Here is a 17,900-nt window from a genome sequence, read left to right on the forward strand (position 1 = left end):
GGGTTTAGGTATCAGAACGCAAAGCACGAGCAGCCAAACGCCCCCCAGAAACCCTGGAAGTCGCTGACCGGCACGCTGGAAAGGCGCGCCTTTTCGTGGCTGTGGGAATGCACGCCGCACGGGCCGCTGCATTGGTGTACTTGAGCCTGCACAGGCGAACTCGGGCGCCAGTGCCCCGGCACCTTGACCACCGGCGACCAGTCCGGCAGCACCGGTACGCGTGGCGGTGCAAAGTCTTCGAAGTCGCCGGCGCCGTAGACCACCTTGCCGCCAACCACGGTGAGCACCGATTCGATCCACTTGATGGCTTCTTCATCGACGCTGAAAAAGTCCGCCGACAGCGCCGCCACGTCCGCCAGTTGGCCGACCTTGATCTGGCCTTTCTTGCCCTGCTCGGACGAGAACCAGGCGCTGCCATGGGTGAACAGCTCCAGCGCGGTCAGGCGCGGCAGGCCTTCGGCGTGCAGCTCCAGGCCACCGACGGTGCGGCCGCTGACCATCCAGTACAGCGAAGTCCACGGGTTGTAGCTCGAGACTCGCGTGGCATCGGTGCCCGCCCCCACCGGCACGCCTTCGGCCAGCATGCGCTTGATCGGTGGCGTGGCTTCGGCGGCCTTAGCACCGTAGCGCTCGACAAAGTATTCGCCCTGGAACGCCATGCGGTCCTGGATCGCGATACCGCCACCGAGGGCGCGGACCCGCTCGATATTCTTCGGCGTGATGGTTTCGGCATGGTCGAAGAACCACGGCAAGCCATTGAACGGGATGTCGCGGTTGACCTTCTCGAACACGTCAAGCATGCGCGAGATGGACTCGTCATAGGTGGCATGCAGGCGGAACGGCCAGCGCTGCTCCACCAGGTGACGCACCACCGGTTCCAGCTCCTGCTCCATGGTCAGCGGCAGGTCGGGACGGGGTTCGAGGAAGTCTTCGAAGTCCGCCGCCGAGAACACCAGCATTTCACCGGCGCCGTTGTGGCGCAGGTAGTCATCGCCCTGGTGCAGGGTGACGCTGCCGGTCCAGTTCTTGAAGTCGCTGAGTTCTTCCTTGGGCTTCTGGGTGAACAGGTTGTAGGCGATGCGTACCGTCAGTTGCTCATCCTTGGCCAGTTGCTCGATCACCGCGTAGTCATCGGGGTAGTTCTGGAAACCACCGCCGGCATCGATGGCGCTGGTCAGGCCGAGGCGATTGAGTTCACGCATGAACTGGCGGGTGGAGTTGACCTGGTATTCCAGCGGCAGTTTCGGGCCTTTGGCCAGGGTCGAGTAGAGGATCATCGCGTTGGGTCGCGCCACCAGCATGCCGGTGGGGTTGCCGTGGCTGTCGCGCACGATCTCGCCGCCCGGCGGGTTCGGCGTGTCCTTGGTGTAGCCGGCCACGCGCAAGGCGGCGCGGTTGAGCAAGGCACGGTCATACAGGTGCAGCACGAACACCGGGGTGTCCGGTGCGGCCTGGTTGAGTTCTTCCAGGGTCGGCATGCGTTTTTCGGCGAACTGGAATTCGTTCCAGCCACCGACCACCCGCACCCATTGCGGCGTCGGGGTACGGTCGGCCTGCTCCTTGAGCATGCGCAGGGCATCGGCCAGGGACGGCACGCCTTCCCAGCGCAGCTCGAGGTTGTAGTTCAGCCCGCCACGGATCAGGTGCAGGTGCGAGTCATTGAGACCGGGGATCACGGTGCGGCCCTTGAGGTCGATGACCTGGGTGCCGCTGCCACGCAGGGCCATGGCCTCGCCATCGGTGCCGACGGCAACGAAGCGCCCCTCGCGGATGGCAACGGCGGTTGCCCGCGGGTTTTCCCGGTCCACGGTGTGGAACTGGCCATTGAACAGAATCAGATCGGCGTTCATAGGGTTTCCTTTACAGAGGCTTCAAGCCAGGGAGCGAACAGGCGGGTGGCGGCCGGCATCAGCAGGTAGACCACCAGCAGGACGATGGTCACGGTGACCAGGAAGGTCGCGACCACGTAGTTGGAGAGGAACGGGTGCAGGCCGAGGATCGGGGCCCACACGATCGGCACCAGCAGGGTCAGCGGCAGGATCACGCACAGGGTCACCACCGCCTGCTTCCAGCGCGGCGGCTTGGCGGCGCTGTCGGCCAGGGGCGTGAACCAGAACTCGTTGAGCGCACCGATTTCGGTCTTGTCGCCGTCGGCCAGCATCGGCGTGGCTTCGGCGATCAGGGTGTTGCGCTCGGGGGAATTGAGCCAGGTTTCCAGGTCGTCGGTGGAGCGGTAGCGCAATACGCAGGTGAACAGCGTCAGGCCGTTCTGTTTGCTGCGCACCACATCCACACCGAGGTGGCCGGGACGCTCGCCGGCGATGCGCACGGTGCGGCGCAGCCAGGCTTCGTAGTCGGCTTCGCGGCCGGCCTTGATCAGGTGTTTGACGACCAGGGTGACGACTTCGTCGGGCCCTGTCTGTGGTGCTGGGTCCATGGGATGCCCCTCTGCCTTGAAATATCAGCGATGAGGGGAGTTTGCCGAGGACAGCGTCAGGAAAATTGCATGTACGTGCTGTTTAAGGGGGAGCGCTGGAAAGGGCTCACCAGCCTTCTTTCAACATGCGCAACTCCAGGTGCTGCAACAGCATGATGGTCTTGCCGTCGGCGATCTCGCCGCTCTGCACCATGGCCAGTGCCTGCTCGAAACCCAGCTCCAGCACCTCGATGTCCTCGCCCTCCTCTTCCAGGCCGCCGCCATGGCCGACCCGGTCCCCCGGCTGGTACTCGCCGAGAAAAAAGTGAATCCGCTCAGTGACCGACCCCGGGCTCATGAACGCCGCATAGATCTTCTCTACATGGCCGACGCGGTAGCCGGTCTCTTCCTCGGCCTCCAGGCGAATGCGCTCTTCGGGGCTGGCGTTGTCCAGCAGCCCCGCCGCCGCTTCAATCAGATAGCCGTGGTAGTCATTGACGAAGGTGGGCATGCGGAACTGGCGAATCAGCAACACCGTGCGTTGCTCGCGGTTGTACAGCAGGATGGTCGCGCCATTGCCGCGGTCATACACCTCGCGGGTCTGGGCTTGCCAACTGCCGTCGCGGCGACGCAGGTCGAAGCTGTATTTTTTCAGCAGGTACCAGTTGTCCGAGAGGGTCTCTTCGGCGGTGATACGAACGGGGCTGTTGTCCATGGTCAGGCCTTTGCTCAAAAGAGCACGAGCATGTCGCGCCGACATCAATGGCGTCAAATGCTGTAACACTTTGCAAGCAATCCCCCTGCGCGGCCGTCGAATTTATACCTGCCTGTGCAGGCCATCTGGTAAAACCCCAGCTTCACCTTTGCCCAGGAATCTCCATGCCCTCTCGTTTTCTATCGCGCCTGAGCCTGCGCTGGTTTCCCCTGCTGTGCATGGCACTGTTGATCGTCGGCCTGCCCGTGGGCTGCGCGGTGCTGCAACACAAGGAGCGCGAGCTGGTGTTTCGCATCGAACCCGGCACCGCCAGTTGGTACAGCGGCTTGCCCAAGGCGGTGCAGGAATTCGAGCTCAAGCCCGCCAGTTTCAAATCGGGGCAGAACATTCATGGCTGGTGGTACCCGGCAGCCAACAAGGACGCACCGGCGATCCTCTACCTGCATGGCGTACGCTGGAACCTCACCGGGCAGCTGTTTCGCATCGAGCAGTTGCACGCCCTGGGTTACTCGGTGCTGGCCATCGACTATCGCGGTTTTGGCCAGAGCCACGGCGAGCTGCCCTCGGAAACCACGGTCTACGAAGACGCGCGCATCGCCTGGGAACGCTTCCAGGTGCTGCAGCCGGACCCCGGCAAGCGCCTGATCTACGGGCACTCCCTCGGCGGCGCGGTAGCCATCGACCTGGCCGCCGAACTGGGCAAGCAAACGCCACTGCCGGTACGTGGGCTGGTGATCGAGTCCACCTTCACCTCCCTGGCCGATGTGGCCACGGCGGTGGCCAACACCTCGCTGCCGGTGCGTTGGTTGCTGTCGCAGAAGTTCGACTCCATCGACAAGATCGCCGATATCCATATGCCATTGCTGGTGGTGCATGGCCTGGATGATCGCTATGTGCCGCCCCGTTTCAGCGAGCAACTATTTGAAGCGGCCCGGCAACCCAAGCGCCTCTTGTTGGTGCCGGGTGCCAGCCACAACAACAGCATGAGCCTGGCCGGTCGCAGCTATCGCCAGGCACTCGACAACCTGATGCAAGCGAAGATGCCCGCCCAGGTTGTCACCCACACAACCGGCCGTGACAACGAGTCATAAATCCGTTTTTCGGCACTGGGTTCGCGCTGGGCTGTCAAGCGCAAACCCTGCCCATACTGGCCCTCGCCGGCAGTTGATCAAATATTAACCTTTGGTTAAATCGCCAACCCTGCCGGGCGTTCGCAAAGTTATCCACAGAGATACCCACGGTTTTCGTGGACAACTCTTTTTATTTTTTTACGATTTTTTTGCTGATTAAACGGTTTCTGGAAATGTACCCGGCAGCAGAATCTCGCGATTCACATCGCGTATATCGTTATAGCCACACAGCGCCATCGACACGTCCAATTCACGGGCGATGATCTCGAGTGCCTTGGTCACCCCTGCTTCGCCCATCGCGCCCAGACCATACAAATGCGGGCGACCGATCATGGTGCCCTTGGCGCCGAGTGCCATCGCCTTGAGCACGTCCTGGCCGGAGCGAATGCCGCCATCGAGCCACACCTCAATGCGTTCGCCCACCGCGTCGACAATCGCCGGCAACTGGCTGATGCTCGACGGCGCACCATCCAACTGGCGGCCACCGTGGTTGCTCACCACCAGTGCATCGGCACCGGAATTGGCGGCCAGGCGCGCGTCTTCCACATCGAGGATGCCCTTGATGATCAGCTTGCCGCCCCAGCACTGCTTGATCCATTCCACATCGTCCCAGCTCAGGCGCGGGTCGAATTGCTGGGCGGTCCACGACGACAGCGACCGCATGTCCGCGACGCCCTTCACATGCCCGACGATATTGCCGAAGCCACGCCGCCGGGTACCGAGCATGCCCATCACCCAGCGCGGCCTGGTGGCCATGTTGAGGAGGTTCGGCAAGGTCAACCTGGGCGGTGCCGACAAGCCGTTGATCAAATCCTTGTGACGCTGCCCGAGGATCTGCAGGTCCAGGGTCAGCACCAGTGCGTCCACGCCGGCCGCCTTGGCACGTTCGATCAATTGCTCGACAAAGCCACGGTCGCGCATCACATACAGCTGGAACCAGAACGGCTTGCCGACCTGTTCGGCGATGTCCTCCAACGAGCAGATACTCATGGTCGACAAGGTATAGCGCAGGCCAAACGCGGCGGCGGCCCGGGCGGTAAGAATCTCGCCATCGGCATGCTGCATGCCCGCCAGACCGGTGGGGGCCAAGGCAACGGGCATGGCCATGTCCTGGCCGAGCATGGTGGCGCGGATCGAACGTTCATCGATATTGCGCGCCACGCGCTGGCGGAATTTGATCCGGGCAAAATCGCTTTCATTGGCGCGGTAGGTGCTTTCAGTCCAGGACCCGGAATCGGCGTAATCGTAGAACATCCGTGGCACCCGCTTTTGCGCCAGCTTGCGTAAATCTTCGATGGTTGTAATCAACGACATCTAGGTCACCTCTCCCTGAACTGAGCGCAGAGAGTAACCGCCCCACGGGTGGGCAACCAGCCATTGCGTTTATATCGACTGCAGATTAATCTCGCACAAACCCGCAAAAAAGCGCACAAACATGCACAACACCCATCACGCCATCGACCTGCCTTCCCTGCGCAAACAAAAGATCCTGTTACTGCTGGAACGCGACGGCAAAGTCACGGCCTCGGAGCTGGTGGAGCACTTCGCCGTGTCCCAGGACACCATCCGCCGCGACCTCGGCGAACTCGCCGCCGCCGGTCTGTTGCAGCGCGTGCACGGTGGCGCCCTGCCCCGGCCCAAGGACACCGGCAAGGACTTCTTCACCCGTGTCGGCGAGATCAATGAAGCCAAGCGTCAACTCGCGCAACTCGCCGCCGACCAGGTGCAAGACGGCCAGATCGTGCTGTTCGATTCCGGCTCCACCACCTTGCAGATCGCCCAATCATTGCCGCACTCGATCCGCCTCACGGTGGTCACGCCGTCACCGATGATCGCCATCGCCCTGGCCGACCACCGCGATGTGAAGGTGATACTTGCCGGCGGCCAGCTCAACCCGGCCACCTTGTCTACCAGCGGTCACGAGGCGGTGCGCCTGATCCAGGGCATCAAGGCCGACCTGCTGTTTACCGGAGTGTGCGCACTGCATCCGCAAGTGGGCATCAGCTCGCTGCACTTTGATGAAGTCGCGGTCAAGCAGGCCCTGCTCGACAGCGCCTCCCATGTGGTCGCGGTGACCATGGCCGACAAACTGGGTGCGGTGGAACCGTTTGTGGTGGCGCCATGCAACCGTATTCACACGTTGATCACCGAGTGGCATGTGCCGAGTGTGGAGGCGTATGAGCAGTTAGGGTTGGAGGTGTTGCGGGTGGAGGTCGAGTAGGTACAGGGCATCAAATGGCGGTGTGGCTGGCAGGCTTTGTTGTGGCCCGCGGACTTTTTGTGGTGGGCAAGCTTTTTTTTATGGTGAGCGGGCTTGTTGTGGTGAGCAGGCTTTTTGTGGTGAGCGGGCTTGCTGTGGTGAGCGGGCTTGCCCCGCGCTGGGGCGCGTAGCGGCCCCTCATAAGGCCACCGCCATTATCCTGCCTGCCTGAACGCGGTGACTGGTTTTAGGGCCGCTTCGCAGCCCAGCGCGGGGCAAGCCCGCTCACCACAAAAAGCCTGCTCACTACAAAAAAAGCTTGCTCACCACAACAAGCTCACTAGCCACAACAAGCCCGCTCACCACGACAGCACCTTGGCCGCATCGCGCATGAAAATCTCGATGGTCTTGGGCCCCACGCCGTCAAATTCACCCAGGCGCTGTTCGAACGCCTGGCGGTTTTCGCTGGCACTGCGGATATGGCTGATCTTGCCGGCGTATTCGGCGTTCAGCTTGGCACTCAGGTCCAGCAGGCGCTGTGCGGTGCTTTCGTCGTACCGCACGTAGTGGGCACGCCCCAACATCGCCACCAATTCCTTGGAGGTGCAATGTTGCAGCTTGCGCGCCGTATCGCGCCCCTCTTCTTCAACGATCACCTTGTAGGCCTGGGCCGCAATCGGTGCCTGGATGCGCTTGCCCATCAGGAAGCTGGCGACAAGCCACTTGAACAGGCTGGCGTCATCCCCAGGCTTGAGATCGATGCCCAGTTCAGCCGCTGAAATAGCCTTGGCCATGCTCAGTGCCCCAGCTTGCGCTCGGCATCATCCGCCCGTTCGTTGATGGCGTCGGCCTGGCGTTCGGTGTCCTTGATCGAGGTGGCGGTCACAGTGAAATCTCCTGGCAGTTGAAGGCCCGCGAAAGCGCCGGGCACTTATGCAGCAGAGGCCGGTGAGTTTCGATAGTTCAAGGAAATTGCCCGCACCAACCGCCCACGAAAAAAGCGCAAATTAATTTAAACCTTTGCCGCCCGGACTCGATCCACTCTCCCATATCGCCTCTTCAATCATCCCCCCTCAGGAGACACTCGATCATGAGCTCACACCTTAACGGCAAGAAGATTCTGGTCATCACCTCCAACACCGGCATCGAACGCGACGAACTGCTCAAGCCCCTGGAAGCACTGCGCGGCCATGGCGCCACGGTGACCCACGCGTCCAGCAAAGGCGGCTCCACCCAGACCTTTGTCGGCGACACCGAGAAGGACAAAACCGTGGAATCCGACGTGCAGCTGTCGGACGTGGCCAGCAGCGACTTTGACGCCCTTGTGATCCCTGGCGGTACCGTCAATGCCGATACCCTGCGCCAGGACGCGGCGGCGCTGCGCCTGATCAAGGACTTCGCCGACGCCGGTAAAACCATCGCGGCGATCTGCCACGGCCCATGGACGCTGATCGACGCCGGCGTGATCAAGGGCAAGACCCTGACCTCGTACAAAAGCGTGCGCATCGACCTGGAAAACGCTGGCGCGGCCGGGTGGGTCGATACCGCAGTCAAGCAATGCCAGGCCAATGGCTGGACCTTGATCACCTCGCGTACACCGGACGATCTGCCTGCTTTCAACGAGGCGATTGCCCAGGCTGTCGCTGGTTGAACCGCCAACGTTGAACGCAAAACAGGCGCCTTTCGGCGCCTGTTTTGCGTTACCCCTGCCACTCAGCTTTTACGCTGTTCCGGCATCTCCCGCTTGGGTCCGAACATGGCCCATGCAATCAAGCCCACCAGCGGTACGAAGATCAGGATCACCAGCCATAAGCCCTTGGTCTCCCAGCCACTGGTGCTGCGCAATACGATATTGATCGCCCACAATTCCAACAGCAGCAGAATCACCGCCAACGCAATCCAGATATATTGAATTTCCATGCTTCACCTCCTAGGTCGTATGCGTTAGTTCAAGCATCGGCCGCGAGGGTTCATTTAAATTTTCCTGGGTGGTGGAATGCAACGTGGTCCCAGGCCGACCATGCAACCTGCACGACAGGCGCTCTCTGCAATCCTCTTCAACCAATTGAATTGAAAGGCCAATTTAAAAACACTCAAGTTGGTACGCCTGATGCACCACTGCACGGGACGAGGCGTGCATATCGACGCGCCCTGAGTTTCCCGTGAGGTGTCACCGATGAATGCCATTGACCTGCTCAAAGCCGACCACGAACGCGTAAAGGCCCTGTTGACTCAATTGAGTGAGTCCACCGAACGCGGGGTGAAAAAGCGCACCGAGCTGCTGGCCAAGCTGGAAGCGGAAATCAGCCTGCACACCAGGCTGGAAGAAGAAATCCTCTACCCGGCGTTAAGAAAGGCCGGCGGCAAGGAACAGGACATCATGTACCACGAGGCCAAGGAAGAGCACCGCACCGTTGACGCCCTGGTGCTGCCCGACCTGAAGCAGACCGAACCTTCGACCACCGAGTTTTCCGGCCGCGTCAAAGTGGTCAAGGAACTGCTCGAGCACCATATCGAAGAAGAGGAAACCGAGATGTTCCCCCAGGCCAAAAAGCTGCTGGGCAAGGCATTGCTTGAAGAGTTGGGCGCCGAAATGGAAGCCATGAAAGCGGCGCATAAAAAGTCGCAATCGAGCAAGCCGATGGCGGCTTGATCGAGGCAGGACCGGAGCCTGGAATTCATCCAGGCTCCTGATACATCCACACGATAGGGGATAGCGTCATGAAGACCAGATCGTCCCAACGGATTGTGCTTATCGTCGGCCTGTCGGCCCTGCTCGCCGGCCCCGCCCTCGCCGCCTTTGGCGATAACCCGGAACCTGCCGCCAACGCCTTGAGTGGCGACAGCGCCGCCGGCTCCGCCCTGCCACCGGGGACTTACCCCAGCAGCCCCTCGGACAGCGACAAAAAAACCAAGGACACCGCCAAACCGCCGAGCAAACCCGCCAGGCCGGCTGACACCCCTAAAGACGGCAAGGAAAAACCCCGCTCAGGCAGCTGAGGGCTCATCCGCCACCGGCGGCTCGGGCGCCAGCCCCCAGTCGCCATGCTCGTACCAGTCATCCCCGAGCATCTCGGCCGGGTGCATGGTGCGGTCGGCGCCATTGCCGCACGCCAGGTCGGCGGCCGCGCAGTAGCGGTCACAGCCCCAACAGATACGTTCGGGATGCTTGGGGTGCAGCGGGAAAGGCTTGGCCATGAGTCGACTCCCTGGCGACGAACACTCCCTGCAACCTACCCCCATACAGCCTGTACAACCTTGACCGGCATCAAGCCTGGCCAAGATGAAATATCCTCGGAACTTGACAAGAATCATTATTATTTACTGCTGACCTTCCTAGACTCGGGTTCTCTCTCCACACCCCTCAGGAAGCCTCCATGCGTACCCCTTCTTTGCTGTGCCTTGCCCTGCTGCTGAGCACCTCCGTGGCAGCTGCCAAGGAGTACCCCATCGGCGAACCGCAACACTGTCCCGGCCTGGAAATCGGCGCGGTGTACCTGCAACCGATCGAGATGGCACCCGCCGGCATGATGCGCGCCACGGCCGATTCCGATGTGCACCTGGAAGCCGACGTACGCGCCACGGCGGACAACGTCCAAGGGTTTCAGGAAGGCAGTTTCGTGCCCTACCTCAATCTGTCTTTCACCCTGAAGAAAACAGGCAGCGACACCCCCATCAGCGGCGACTTCCACGCCATGGTCGCCAACGACGGGCCGCACTACGGCGATAACGTCAAGCTGCAAGGCCCGGGCAAATACACCCTCACCTTCAGCGTATTGCCGCCTGCCGGCCACCACTCCCTGGGCCGTCATACCGACAAGGAAACCGGGGTCGCCCCGTGGTTCGAACGCTGCGAAGTGCACTATGAATTCGTCTACGCCGGCATCGGCAAAAAAGGCGGCTATTGATGCGCCGCGCCCTCTTGCTGGGCGGCCTGCTGCTAAGCGGCGCGGCAGTGGCGGCGCCGTTGCCCACCTATGAGTTGAGCCTGCAGGACGGTCACTTCGACCCGCCACAACTGGTGGTCAAGGCCGATGAGCGTTTCAAGATCGTGCTCAAGAACATCGGCCAAGGCCCGGCCGAATTCGAAAGCACGCCGTTGCGGGTCGAGAAGGTGTTGTCTGCGGGGGTGACCACCTTTGTGGTGATCCACCCGCTCAAGCCGGGGTTGTACCCGTTCTTCGACGAGTTCAACCCACAGTTGCCCGAAGGCAGCATCCTCGCCCAATAGGAGCCGTTGATGAATCAATCGATGTTTATTGTCTGGCGTGAAAGCGTCGAGGCCCTGCTGGTGATCGGTATCCTGCAGGCCTGGATCAGCCGCCAGGCCGGCCATGCGCAACTGGCCCGCTTCCTCTGGTCCGGGGTGCTGCTGGGGTTGCTGTGTTCGGCCGGGCTGGCCGGTTTGATGCTGTGGGCCGGCGACGCCATGACCGGCCCACAGGGCGAGTGGCTGCAAGCGGCGCTGACCCTGTTGGCCAGCGGCTTGATGGTGCAGATGGTGTTCTGGATGCACCGCAACGCGGCCACGCTCAAACACAGCCTGGTACGCGAGGCCGACGCGCGCCTGGCGCGCCAGGGCGGCTGGGGCGTGTTGTTACTGGCGCTGCTGGCGGTGAGCCGCGAAGGCAGTGAAACCGTGGTGTTTTTGTATGGCGCCGGTGCACGCCTGCACGATGAGGCGCAAGGCCTGTTCGCCGTCGGCAGTGTGCTCGGCCTGGCACTGGCGGGGCTCACCGTGCTGCTGTTGCGCGGCAGTCGGCGCTTTATCTCCTGGTCACTGTTTTTCGCCCTCAGCGAGGTGCTGCTGTTGCTGCTTGGCGGGGCCTTGCTGGTCGCGGCCGTGGACCGTATCAGCGGGCAACTGCTGGGCATGGACATGCCCGAGTGGGTCTACGCCGCCTTCGGTGACAGCCGCTGGGACAGCAGTGCACTGCTCAGTGACAGCCATGGCCTCGGCGCACTGCTGGCCGACTTTGCCGGCTACCGCGCGGCCCCCAGCCTTATCACCGTCCTGGTGCTGCTCGGCTACTGGCTATGGGTGGGCAACGGCCTGCGTCGCTCACGGCGCGCGGCATGAGCTGGCTGCAGCAACTGGGCGATGGCATGCGCCGCCATGCCCGGCTGATCCGTGTCATGCAATGGGCGGTTGTGCTGGCGTATGCCGTGCTGCTGGTACTGCCCGCCGCGCTGCCGTTGCCGGATAGCCAGGCGCGCATGGTGAACAACCTGACACTGCTGGCGCAATTTATCTTCTGGGGGATCTGGTGGCCGTTCGTGTTGCTGTCGATGGTGCTGTTCGGGCGCCTGTGGTGCGGCGTGCTGTGCCCGGAGGGTTCGTTGAGCGAGTGGGCCAGCCAGCACGGGCGTGGCCTCGGCATACCGCGCTGGCTGCGTTGGGGCGGCTGGCCGACCCTGGGCTTTTGCCTCACCACGCTCTACGGCCAGTTGATCAGCGTGTACGACTACGCCCAGGCAGCATTGCTGATCCTCGGCGGCTCGACGTTGGCGGCGGTGCTGGTCGGCCTGTTGTTCGTGCGCGGCAAGCGCGTGTGGTGCCGTTATCTGTGCCCGGTCAGCGGCGTGTTCGCCCTGCTCGCCCGCCTGGCGCCGGTGCATTTCGCCGTGGATGAACAGCGCTGGAAAGCCAACGACGCCCCGCGCCTGCCGCTGCCCAACTGCGCGCCACTCCTGGACATCCGCCGCCTGCAGGGCGCCAGCGACTGCCACGCCTGTGGCCGTTGCAGCGGGCAACGCGGCGCGGTGCAACTGATCGCCCGCTCCTGCAATCAGGAAATTCTCCAGGCGCCGCGTCAACCCGGCTCGCCGTGGGATGCGCGCCTGCTGCTGTTTGGCGTGATCGGCCTGGCCATGGGCGCGTTCCAATGGACCTTGAGCCCGTGGTTTATCGCGCTGAAACAGACACTCGCCGAATGGCTGGTGAGCCGCGACTGGCTGTGGCCGTTGCAAGACAACGCGCCCTGGTGGCTGCTCACCCACTACCCGCCACTCAACGACAGCTTCAGCTGGCTCGATGGCCTGTGCATCCTGCTGTACCTGGCTGGCAGCGCACTGCTGCTCGGCGGTGGCTGCTGGCTGCTGCTGCGCCTGGCCGCGTCTGTGGCCGGCGATCGCGCACTGTTTCGGCCCCTGGCGCTGACACTCACGCCCCTGGGTGGTGCAGGGCTGTTCCTGGGGCTGTCGGCGACGACGGTGAAGTTGTTGCGCTATGAAGGGTTGGCATTGGCGTGGGTGCAACCGGCGCGCGCACTGGTGTTGAGCGCGGCGATTGGCTGGTGCTTGTGGTTGGGGTGGCGACAGCTCCAGGGGCTTGGAACCCGGCGCCGTTGCCTCGGGTGGTTGTGCGTACTGCTGAGCAACGGCCTGGTGGGCTATGGCTGGTGGTTGCAGTTCTGGGGATGGGCTGGCTGATGCACACCGATCCAAATGTGGGAGGGGGCTTGCCCCCGATGAGGGTGGGTCAGTGATACTTGGGTTGACTGACTCACCGCTATCGGGGTTAACCCAGTACACCAGACACAACTCCGGTCGGCTCTAAGGCCGCCGCGCTTTGGCTTTTGATCTCAAATCGCCCCGTCAAACACGCTGGCCAAAGCCGGAGTGAGGGCACACCGAGCCTAGGCGAGGTGCCGAGTGTTGGGGCGAAGCGTTTTTGGTTACTTTTGGCGCTCTTCCAAAAGTGACCCGCTGTAAGAGCGGAACCCTAAGTGGCCGTGACCGCAGCAACGGATATGTACTCAATCAAATCCAACGACATGGTCGGCCCGAAGGCCGCCACGGAAACAAGCCCCCTGACCGCACCAGCCGAAGTTACACCTTGAACCGCGCCACCGTCTGATGCAGCGTCCCCGCCATCCCGGCCAGGTCGTGCCCCGCCGTCTCGGTGTGTATCGCGCCCTGTAACACCTGCTGGGACAAGTTGCGAATGCCCACCAGGTTGCGATCCACTTCCCGCGCCACCAGCGCCTGCTCTTCCGTGGCGCTGGCAATCATCATATTGCGTTCGTTGATCTGCGAGATCGACCGGGTGATCTCGTCCAGCGCTTCTCCCGAACGTTGCGCCACGCTCAAGGTCGCCTGTACCCGCTCGCTGCTGCTGTGCATGGCGGCCACGGCGTGTTCAGTGTCCTGGCGGATATTGCCGATCATCTGCTCGATCTCCTGGGTCGAGACCTGGGTGCGATGGGCCAACGCGCGCACTTCATCGGCGACCACCGCAAACCCGCGTCCGGCTTCCCCGGCGCGGGCCGCTTCGATGGCCGCGTTCAACGCCAGCAGGTTGGTCTGGTCGGCAATGCTGCGGATCACTTCGAGCACGCTGCTGATGTCTTGCACACGGCCGGCCAACTGCTGGATACGCTCCGAGGTTTCCACCACACCGGTGGCCAAGGTATTGATCGACGCCACGGTTTCCTGCACCTGCGCCTGTCCACGCTGGGCGGTCTGCTCCGACAGGCGCGAGGCTTCGCTGGTGCTCACGGCATTGCGTGCCACCTCGTCGACGGCGGCGGTCATTTCATTCACCGCCGTGGCGGCCTGTTCGATTTCCTGGCCCTGCAACTGCAGGCTGCTGCTGGTCTGGCCGCTGACCGCGCTCAACTCTTCCGACGAGCTGGCCACGCCGTCCACCGACGCGGCGATATGGCGGACCATCTGGTTGAGGCTCTGCTGCATCTGGTGCAGATTGCGCATCACACTGCCGTCGATACTGTTGCCCAACGGCACCTCGAGGGTCAGGTCGCCCTCGGCGATATGACTCAACACCCGCGCCACCTCATCCGGCTCGCCGCCCAGCGGGCGGGTGACGCTACGCGTGACGATCACCGCCGCCACCACCACCAGGGCCAGGCACAGCAGGAACAGCCCGAGCATGGTGCGTCGTGCCTCGTCATACAGGGTTTGCGCCGCCTGCTGACGCTCGGCGAACAACCGCCCCTGCATGGCCATCAACGCATCCAAACTCTTGAACACCTCCAGCTCGGCCGGGATCACCTGCTGTTTGAGCTGGGCCAGGCCCTGCTCGCGCGCACCTTGCCGGATCAGCGCCTGCACCTGGGTGAAGGCCGCCACGTAGGCCTCACGGTGGGTTTTCAAGGTGGCATAGGCGGCCTTGCCTTCGGCGGTGTCGAGCAGCGGTTCGAGGGTGGCGAACGCCTGGGTGATGCGCTCGCGCGTGGTGCCGATGGAGGCCTGGGCCTGTTGGTTGTCCTGGTCGATCAGCAGGTCGCGGGTGTTGCGCCCGTTATCGCGCACCCCGGTGGCGATCACCATGATCGGCGCAATTCTGGGCCAGTCCTGCTGCACGATCTGCTCGGACTGCTGCTTGAGGGTCGCCAGGTCGTGAAGGGCGTAAAACACCAAGCCGACCAGCGCCAGCGGCGCAATCGCGAAGCCGATGACAATGCGTTGTGCCGTGGTTAATTGCTTCATTGTGATAGTCCCTGATGAACACCTGCCCGTCATGGGCAGCATCTATAAAAATCCGCTTGAGGGCGCCGATCACCCTCGCAATACAAAGGCAGGAAACAACTCGCGCAATCGGCTCCATAACTCCGGCAAGGCAGCCTGTGGCGGAGAACTCGACAATTGCGCATCGAGCATGCTGGCCGTGCGCACCATTTGCACCGCAAAGCGTTGCACGCCATTCGCTTGCAAACGCTGGGCCAGCAACAGCAACCGAGGCGGGTCGATCAAATGCCAATGCACCGTGGTGCGGCACTCGTACTCGACGCCGCTGGCCAACAGGGTGTCGAGGCTGCGCCAGTTGGCGGCACCGCTGTTCCTGACCTGGGTAATCGACTGGCAATCCTCGGCCAGCGCCTTGACGTCAAAGCCGACCCAATCGGCATGCCGCAACGCATTGGCAAACCCTGCCGGCTTGATCCCGGCGCTGTGCAGGCCGACACGAAAGCCCATCGCCCGCACTTCATCCATGGCCGCCGGCAAGCCTTCCTGCAAGGTCGGCTCGCCGCCGCTGAACACCACGGCGTCGAGCAAGTCCTTGCGCCGCTGCAAGAACAGCAACACCCGGCGCCAATCCACCTCCGTGCTACCGCGCGGCGGGATCAGGTCCGGGTTGTGGCAGTAACGACAGCGCCAGGCACAGCCCTGGCAAAACAGCACACAGGCGAGCATGCCGGGGTAGTCGAGGGTGGTCAGGGGCACCAGGCCCCCGACCCGTAGCGCTCGACTCATTGGCGCCCGGCCACGGCGGCCGTTTCAGTGAAATGCACCCGTTCCTTGTGCTCGGATTGTTTGCCGGGATTGAACGCCGACACGGGCCGGTGATAGCCCATCACCCGGGTCCAGACTTCGCAGCGCTGACGTTGTGGCTGGGATGCTTGCATGGTGAATCTCCTTGCGGGTTGGAAGATCGGTTCAGTGCGCAGCGGCCAGTGCCAGCACTTCATCGCACTTGGGACAGAACTCATGCTCACCGGCGAGGTAACCGTGCACCGGGCAGATCGAGAACGTCGGGGTGATCGTCAGGTACGGCAGGCGGAAACGTCCCAACGCCTTGCGCACCAGCTGCTTGCAGGCCTGGGCCGAGGAAATCTGCTCGGCCATGTACAGGTGCAACACGGTGCCGCCGGTGTACTTGCATTGCAGTTCGTCTTGCAGCTCCAGGGCTTCGAAGGGGTCCTGGGTAAAGCCCACCGGCAGTTGCGAGGAGTTAGTGTAGTACGGCGCGATGTCGCTGCCGGCCTGCAGGATGCCCGGGTAGCGCTTGCGGTCTTCCTTGGCGAAGCGGTAGGTGGTGCCTTCCGCCGGGGTGGCTTCGAGGTTGTAGAGGTGGCCGGTGTCTTCCTGAAAGCGCAGCAAGGTGGCACGCACATGGTCGAGCAGCTTGAGGGCAAATGTGCGGCCCTCTTCGGTGTGCATGCCCTGCTCGTCGCCGGTGAAATTGCGCAGCATCTCGTGCATGCCGTTGAGGCCGATGGTGGAGAAGTGATTGCGCAAGGTGCCCAAGTAACGCTTGGTGTAGGGGTACAAGCCGGCGTCCATATGGTGCTGGATCACCTTGCGCTTGACCTCCAGGCTTTCCATGGCCATGTCCATCAGGCTGTCCAGGCGTTGCAACAGGCCCGAGGTGTCGCCCTTGAACAGGTAACCGAGGCGCGCGCAGTTGATCGTCACCACGCCCAGGCTGCCGGTCTGCTCCGCCGAACCGAACAACCCACCGCCGCGCTTGAGCAGCTCGCGCACGTCCAGTTGCAGGCGGCAGCACATCGAGCGCACCTGGTTGGGTTGCATATCGGAATTGAGGAAGTTCTGGAAATACGGCAGGCCGTAGCGCGCGGTCATCTCGAACAGGCGGTCGGCGTTCTCGCTGTCCCAGGGGAAATCGTGGGTGATGTTGTAGGTGGGAATCGGGAAGGTGAAGACCCGGCCCTTGGCATCGCCGGCCTGCATCACTTCGATATAGGCGCGGTTGATCAGCGCCATTTCCGCTTGCAGGTCGCCATAGGCAAACGGCATTTCCTCACCGCCGATCACCGGTACCTGCTCGCGCAGATCTTCCGGGCACACCCAGTCGAAGGTCAGGTTGGTAAACGGCGTCTGGGTGCCCCAGCGCGACGGCACGTTGAGGTTGTAGATGAACTCCTGCACCGCCTGGCGCACCTCGGCGTAACTCAGTTGATCCTTGCGCACATAGGGCGCCAGGTAGGTATCGAACGAGCTGAACGCCTGGGCGCCGGCCCATTCGTTTTGCAGGGTGCCGAGGAAATTGACCATCTGCCCCAGGGCGCTGCTCAAGTGCTTGGGCGGCCCGGCTTCGACACGGCCCGGCACGCCATTGAGGCCTTCGTGCAACAGCGACCGCAGCGACCAGCCGGCGCAATACCCGGCGAGCATGTCCAGGTCATGGATATGCAGATCCGCCTCACGGTGCGCACGGCCGATCTGCTGGCTGTAGACCTCGTCGAGCCAATAGTTGGCGGTGACCTTGCCCGACACGTTCAACACCAGCCCGCCCAGGGAATAGCCCTGGTTGGCATTGGCTTGCACACGCCAGTCTTCGCGGTCGAGGTATTCGTTCATCGAGGTGGCGACTTCCACCAGGGTCTTGCGGTCGCGACGCAGGCGGCCGTGTTGTTCGCGGTAGACGATATAGGCGCGCATGGAAAGGAAGTAGCCGGCGTCCATCAATACGCGTTCGACGCTGTCCTGGATTTGTTCGACGTCCAGGTGTTCGATGCCCCTCAGGCGAGCCAGGACAGCGCCCAGTAACAGGTCGACGTCGGCCTCCTGGTACTCGCCGGTGGCGGTACCGGCGGCGGTCAGGGCGTGGTGGATTTTTTCGGCGTTGAAGGGGACCAGGCTGCCGTCGCGTTTGTGTAGGCGGGTGCTGACCAGCGGGGTGAGCGTGTTTTGCATTTTCCGGGCTCCAGGCACTACATGTAGATATTTTTAGGT

The 17,900-nt window shown here is 62.7% G+C and carries 21 protein-coding genes; 10 read left to right on the forward strand and 11 right to left on the reverse strand.

Annotation, left to right across the window (positions count from 1 at the left end; translation table 11 throughout):
* Window positions 1-11: 11 nt before the first annotated feature.
* The 3 genes from BLQ09_RS13390 to BLQ09_RS13400 form a co-directional block, all read right to left on the reverse strand.
* Window positions 12-1,850 (reverse strand): amidohydrolase, encoded by a 1,839-nt coding sequence (locus tag BLQ09_RS13390; RefSeq protein ID WP_027607150.1) that lies wholly within the window; start codon window positions 1,848-1,850, stop codon window positions 12-14.
* Window positions 1,847-2,437 (reverse strand): antibiotic biosynthesis monooxygenase, encoded by a 591-nt coding sequence (locus tag BLQ09_RS13395; RefSeq protein ID WP_027607151.1) that lies wholly within the window; start codon window positions 2,435-2,437, stop codon window positions 1,847-1,849. The genes BLQ09_RS13390 and BLQ09_RS13395 overlap by 4 nt, the downstream gene beginning before the upstream one ends.
* A gap of 106 nt (window positions 2,438-2,543) precedes the next feature.
* Window positions 2,544-3,131: an NUDIX domain-containing protein gene (locus BLQ09_RS13400; protein WP_027607152.1), complete on the reverse strand. Its 588-nt coding sequence runs from the start codon at window positions 3,129-3,131 to the stop codon at window positions 2,544-2,546.
* A 164-nt stretch (window positions 3,132-3,295) separates the two neighbouring features.
* Between BLQ09_RS13400 and BLQ09_RS13405 the strand changes: the two genes are divergently transcribed.
* The gene (locus BLQ09_RS13405) at window positions 3,296-4,222 is read left to right on the forward strand and encodes an alpha/beta hydrolase (protein ID WP_027607153.1); all 927 of its coding nucleotides are present in this window, start codon (window positions 3,296-3,298) and stop codon (window positions 4,220-4,222) included.
* A gap of 195 nt (window positions 4,223-4,417) precedes the next feature.
* Here BLQ09_RS13405 and BLQ09_RS13410 read toward each other — a convergent pair whose 3' ends face one another.
* Window positions 4,418-5,575, reverse strand: coding sequence for an alpha-hydroxy acid oxidase (locus tag BLQ09_RS13410; RefSeq protein ID WP_092357281.1), 1,158 nt, complete (start codon window positions 5,573-5,575; stop codon window positions 4,418-4,420).
* A 121-nt stretch (window positions 5,576-5,696) separates the two neighbouring features.
* Between BLQ09_RS13410 and BLQ09_RS13415 the strand changes: the two genes are divergently transcribed.
* Window positions 5,697-6,482 carry a DeoR/GlpR family DNA-binding transcription regulator gene (locus BLQ09_RS13415; RefSeq protein WP_092357283.1) on the forward strand — a complete coding sequence of 262 codons (786 nt, stop codon included), beginning with the start codon at window positions 5,697-5,699 and terminating at the stop codon, window positions 6,480-6,482.
* A 14-nt stretch (window positions 6,483-6,496) separates the two neighbouring features.
* The gene (locus BLQ09_RS31270) at window positions 6,497-6,652 is read left to right on the forward strand and encodes a hypothetical protein (RefSeq protein WP_175472311.1); all 156 of its coding nucleotides are present in this window, start codon (window positions 6,497-6,499) and stop codon (window positions 6,650-6,652) included.
* Between the two features lie 168 nt (window positions 6,653-6,820).
* Here BLQ09_RS31270 and BLQ09_RS13420 read toward each other — a convergent pair whose 3' ends face one another.
* Window positions 6,821-7,255, reverse strand: a complete 435-nt coding sequence (locus BLQ09_RS13420) for a hypothetical protein (RefSeq protein WP_027607156.1) — start codon at window positions 7,253-7,255, stop codon at window positions 6,821-6,823.
* A 296-nt stretch (window positions 7,256-7,551) separates the two neighbouring features.
* Here BLQ09_RS13420 and BLQ09_RS13425 point away from each other — a divergent pair, with 296 nt between their 5' ends.
* Entirely contained in the window at window positions 7,552-8,112 is a 561-nt protein-coding gene (locus BLQ09_RS13425) for a type 1 glutamine amidotransferase domain-containing protein (protein ID WP_092357285.1), read from the forward strand.
* Between the two features lie 62 nt (window positions 8,113-8,174).
* Here BLQ09_RS13425 and BLQ09_RS13430 read toward each other — a convergent pair whose 3' ends face one another.
* Window positions 8,175-8,381 (reverse strand): PLD nuclease N-terminal domain-containing protein, encoded by a 207-nt coding sequence (locus BLQ09_RS13430; RefSeq protein ID WP_027607158.1) that lies wholly within the window; start codon window positions 8,379-8,381, stop codon window positions 8,175-8,177.
* Between the two features lie 256 nt (window positions 8,382-8,637).
* On the opposite strand from BLQ09_RS13430, the gene BLQ09_RS13435 reads away from it, so the two are divergent.
* On the forward strand, window positions 8,638-9,114 hold the full coding sequence (locus tag BLQ09_RS13435; RefSeq protein WP_092357287.1) for a hemerythrin domain-containing protein: 477 nt from the start codon (window positions 8,638-8,640) through the stop codon (window positions 9,112-9,114).
* A gap of 68 nt (window positions 9,115-9,182) precedes the next feature.
* Complete coding sequence (locus tag BLQ09_RS13440) at window positions 9,183-9,461, forward strand: hypothetical protein (RefSeq protein ID WP_092357289.1); 279 nt, start codon at window positions 9,183-9,185, stop codon at window positions 9,459-9,461.
* On the opposite strand, the gene BLQ09_RS13445 is transcribed toward BLQ09_RS13440, so the two are convergent.
* Window positions 9,450-9,659 (reverse strand): DUF3079 domain-containing protein, encoded by a 210-nt coding sequence (locus BLQ09_RS13445; protein WP_027607161.1) that lies wholly within the window; start codon window positions 9,657-9,659, stop codon window positions 9,450-9,452. The genes BLQ09_RS13440 and BLQ09_RS13445 overlap by 12 nt on opposite strands.
* Window positions 9,660-9,838: 179 nt before the next feature.
* Between BLQ09_RS13445 and BLQ09_RS13450 the strand changes: the two genes are divergently transcribed.
* From BLQ09_RS13450 to BLQ09_RS13465, 4 genes are read left to right on the forward strand one after another with little or no spacing between them, the layout of a single operon-like run.
* Complete coding sequence (locus BLQ09_RS13450; protein ID WP_092357291.1) at window positions 9,839-10,369, forward strand: iron transporter; 531 nt, start codon at window positions 9,839-9,841, stop codon at window positions 10,367-10,369.
* Window positions 10,369-10,692 (forward strand): cupredoxin domain-containing protein, encoded by a 324-nt coding sequence (locus BLQ09_RS13455; RefSeq protein WP_092357293.1) that lies wholly within the window; start codon window positions 10,369-10,371, stop codon window positions 10,690-10,692. The genes BLQ09_RS13450 and BLQ09_RS13455 overlap by 1 nt, the downstream gene beginning before the upstream one ends.
* A 9-nt stretch (window positions 10,693-10,701) precedes the next feature.
* Window positions 10,702-11,541: an FTR1 family iron permease gene (locus BLQ09_RS13460; protein WP_092357295.1), complete on the forward strand. Its 840-nt coding sequence runs from the start codon at window positions 10,702-10,704 to the stop codon at window positions 11,539-11,541.
* Complete coding sequence (locus BLQ09_RS13465) at window positions 11,538-12,893, forward strand: 4Fe-4S binding protein (protein WP_092357298.1); 1,356 nt, start codon at window positions 11,538-11,540, stop codon at window positions 12,891-12,893. Before BLQ09_RS13460 ends, BLQ09_RS13465 begins: the two co-directional genes overlap by 4 nt.
* 399 nt (window positions 12,894-13,292) lie before the next feature.
* Here the strand turns inward: BLQ09_RS13465 and BLQ09_RS13470 are convergent, their stop codons facing one another.
* From BLQ09_RS13470 to BLQ09_RS13485, 4 genes are all read right to left on the reverse strand, one after another.
* The gene (locus BLQ09_RS13470; protein ID WP_027607166.1) at window positions 13,293-14,912 is read right to left on the reverse strand and encodes a methyl-accepting chemotaxis protein; all 1,620 of its coding nucleotides are present in this window, start codon (window positions 14,910-14,912) and stop codon (window positions 13,293-13,295) included.
* Window positions 14,913-14,981: 69 nt separating this feature from the next.
* On the reverse strand, window positions 14,982-15,677 hold the full coding sequence (locus BLQ09_RS13475; RefSeq protein WP_043293716.1) for an anaerobic ribonucleoside-triphosphate reductase activating protein: 696 nt from the start codon (window positions 15,675-15,677) through the stop codon (window positions 14,982-14,984).
* Window positions 15,674-15,829 (reverse strand): anaerobic ribonucleoside-triphosphate reductase, encoded by a 156-nt coding sequence (gene nrdD, locus BLQ09_RS13480; RefSeq protein WP_049712898.1) that lies wholly within the window; start codon window positions 15,827-15,829, stop codon window positions 15,674-15,676. The genes BLQ09_RS13475 and nrdD overlap by 4 nt, the downstream gene beginning before the upstream one ends.
* Before the next feature lie 31 nt (window positions 15,830-15,860).
* Window positions 15,861-17,861, reverse strand: a complete 2,001-nt coding sequence (locus BLQ09_RS13485) for a ribonucleoside triphosphate reductase (protein ID WP_092357300.1) — start codon at window positions 17,859-17,861, stop codon at window positions 15,861-15,863.
* Window positions 17,862-17,900: the final 39 nt, after the last annotated feature.

The sequence above is a fragment of the Pseudomonas sp. NFACC25 genome, from assembly GCF_900100935.1.
In the GTDB taxonomy this organism is placed as follows: domain Bacteria; phylum Pseudomonadota; class Gammaproteobacteria; order Pseudomonadales; family Pseudomonadaceae; genus Aquipseudomonas; species Aquipseudomonas marginalis.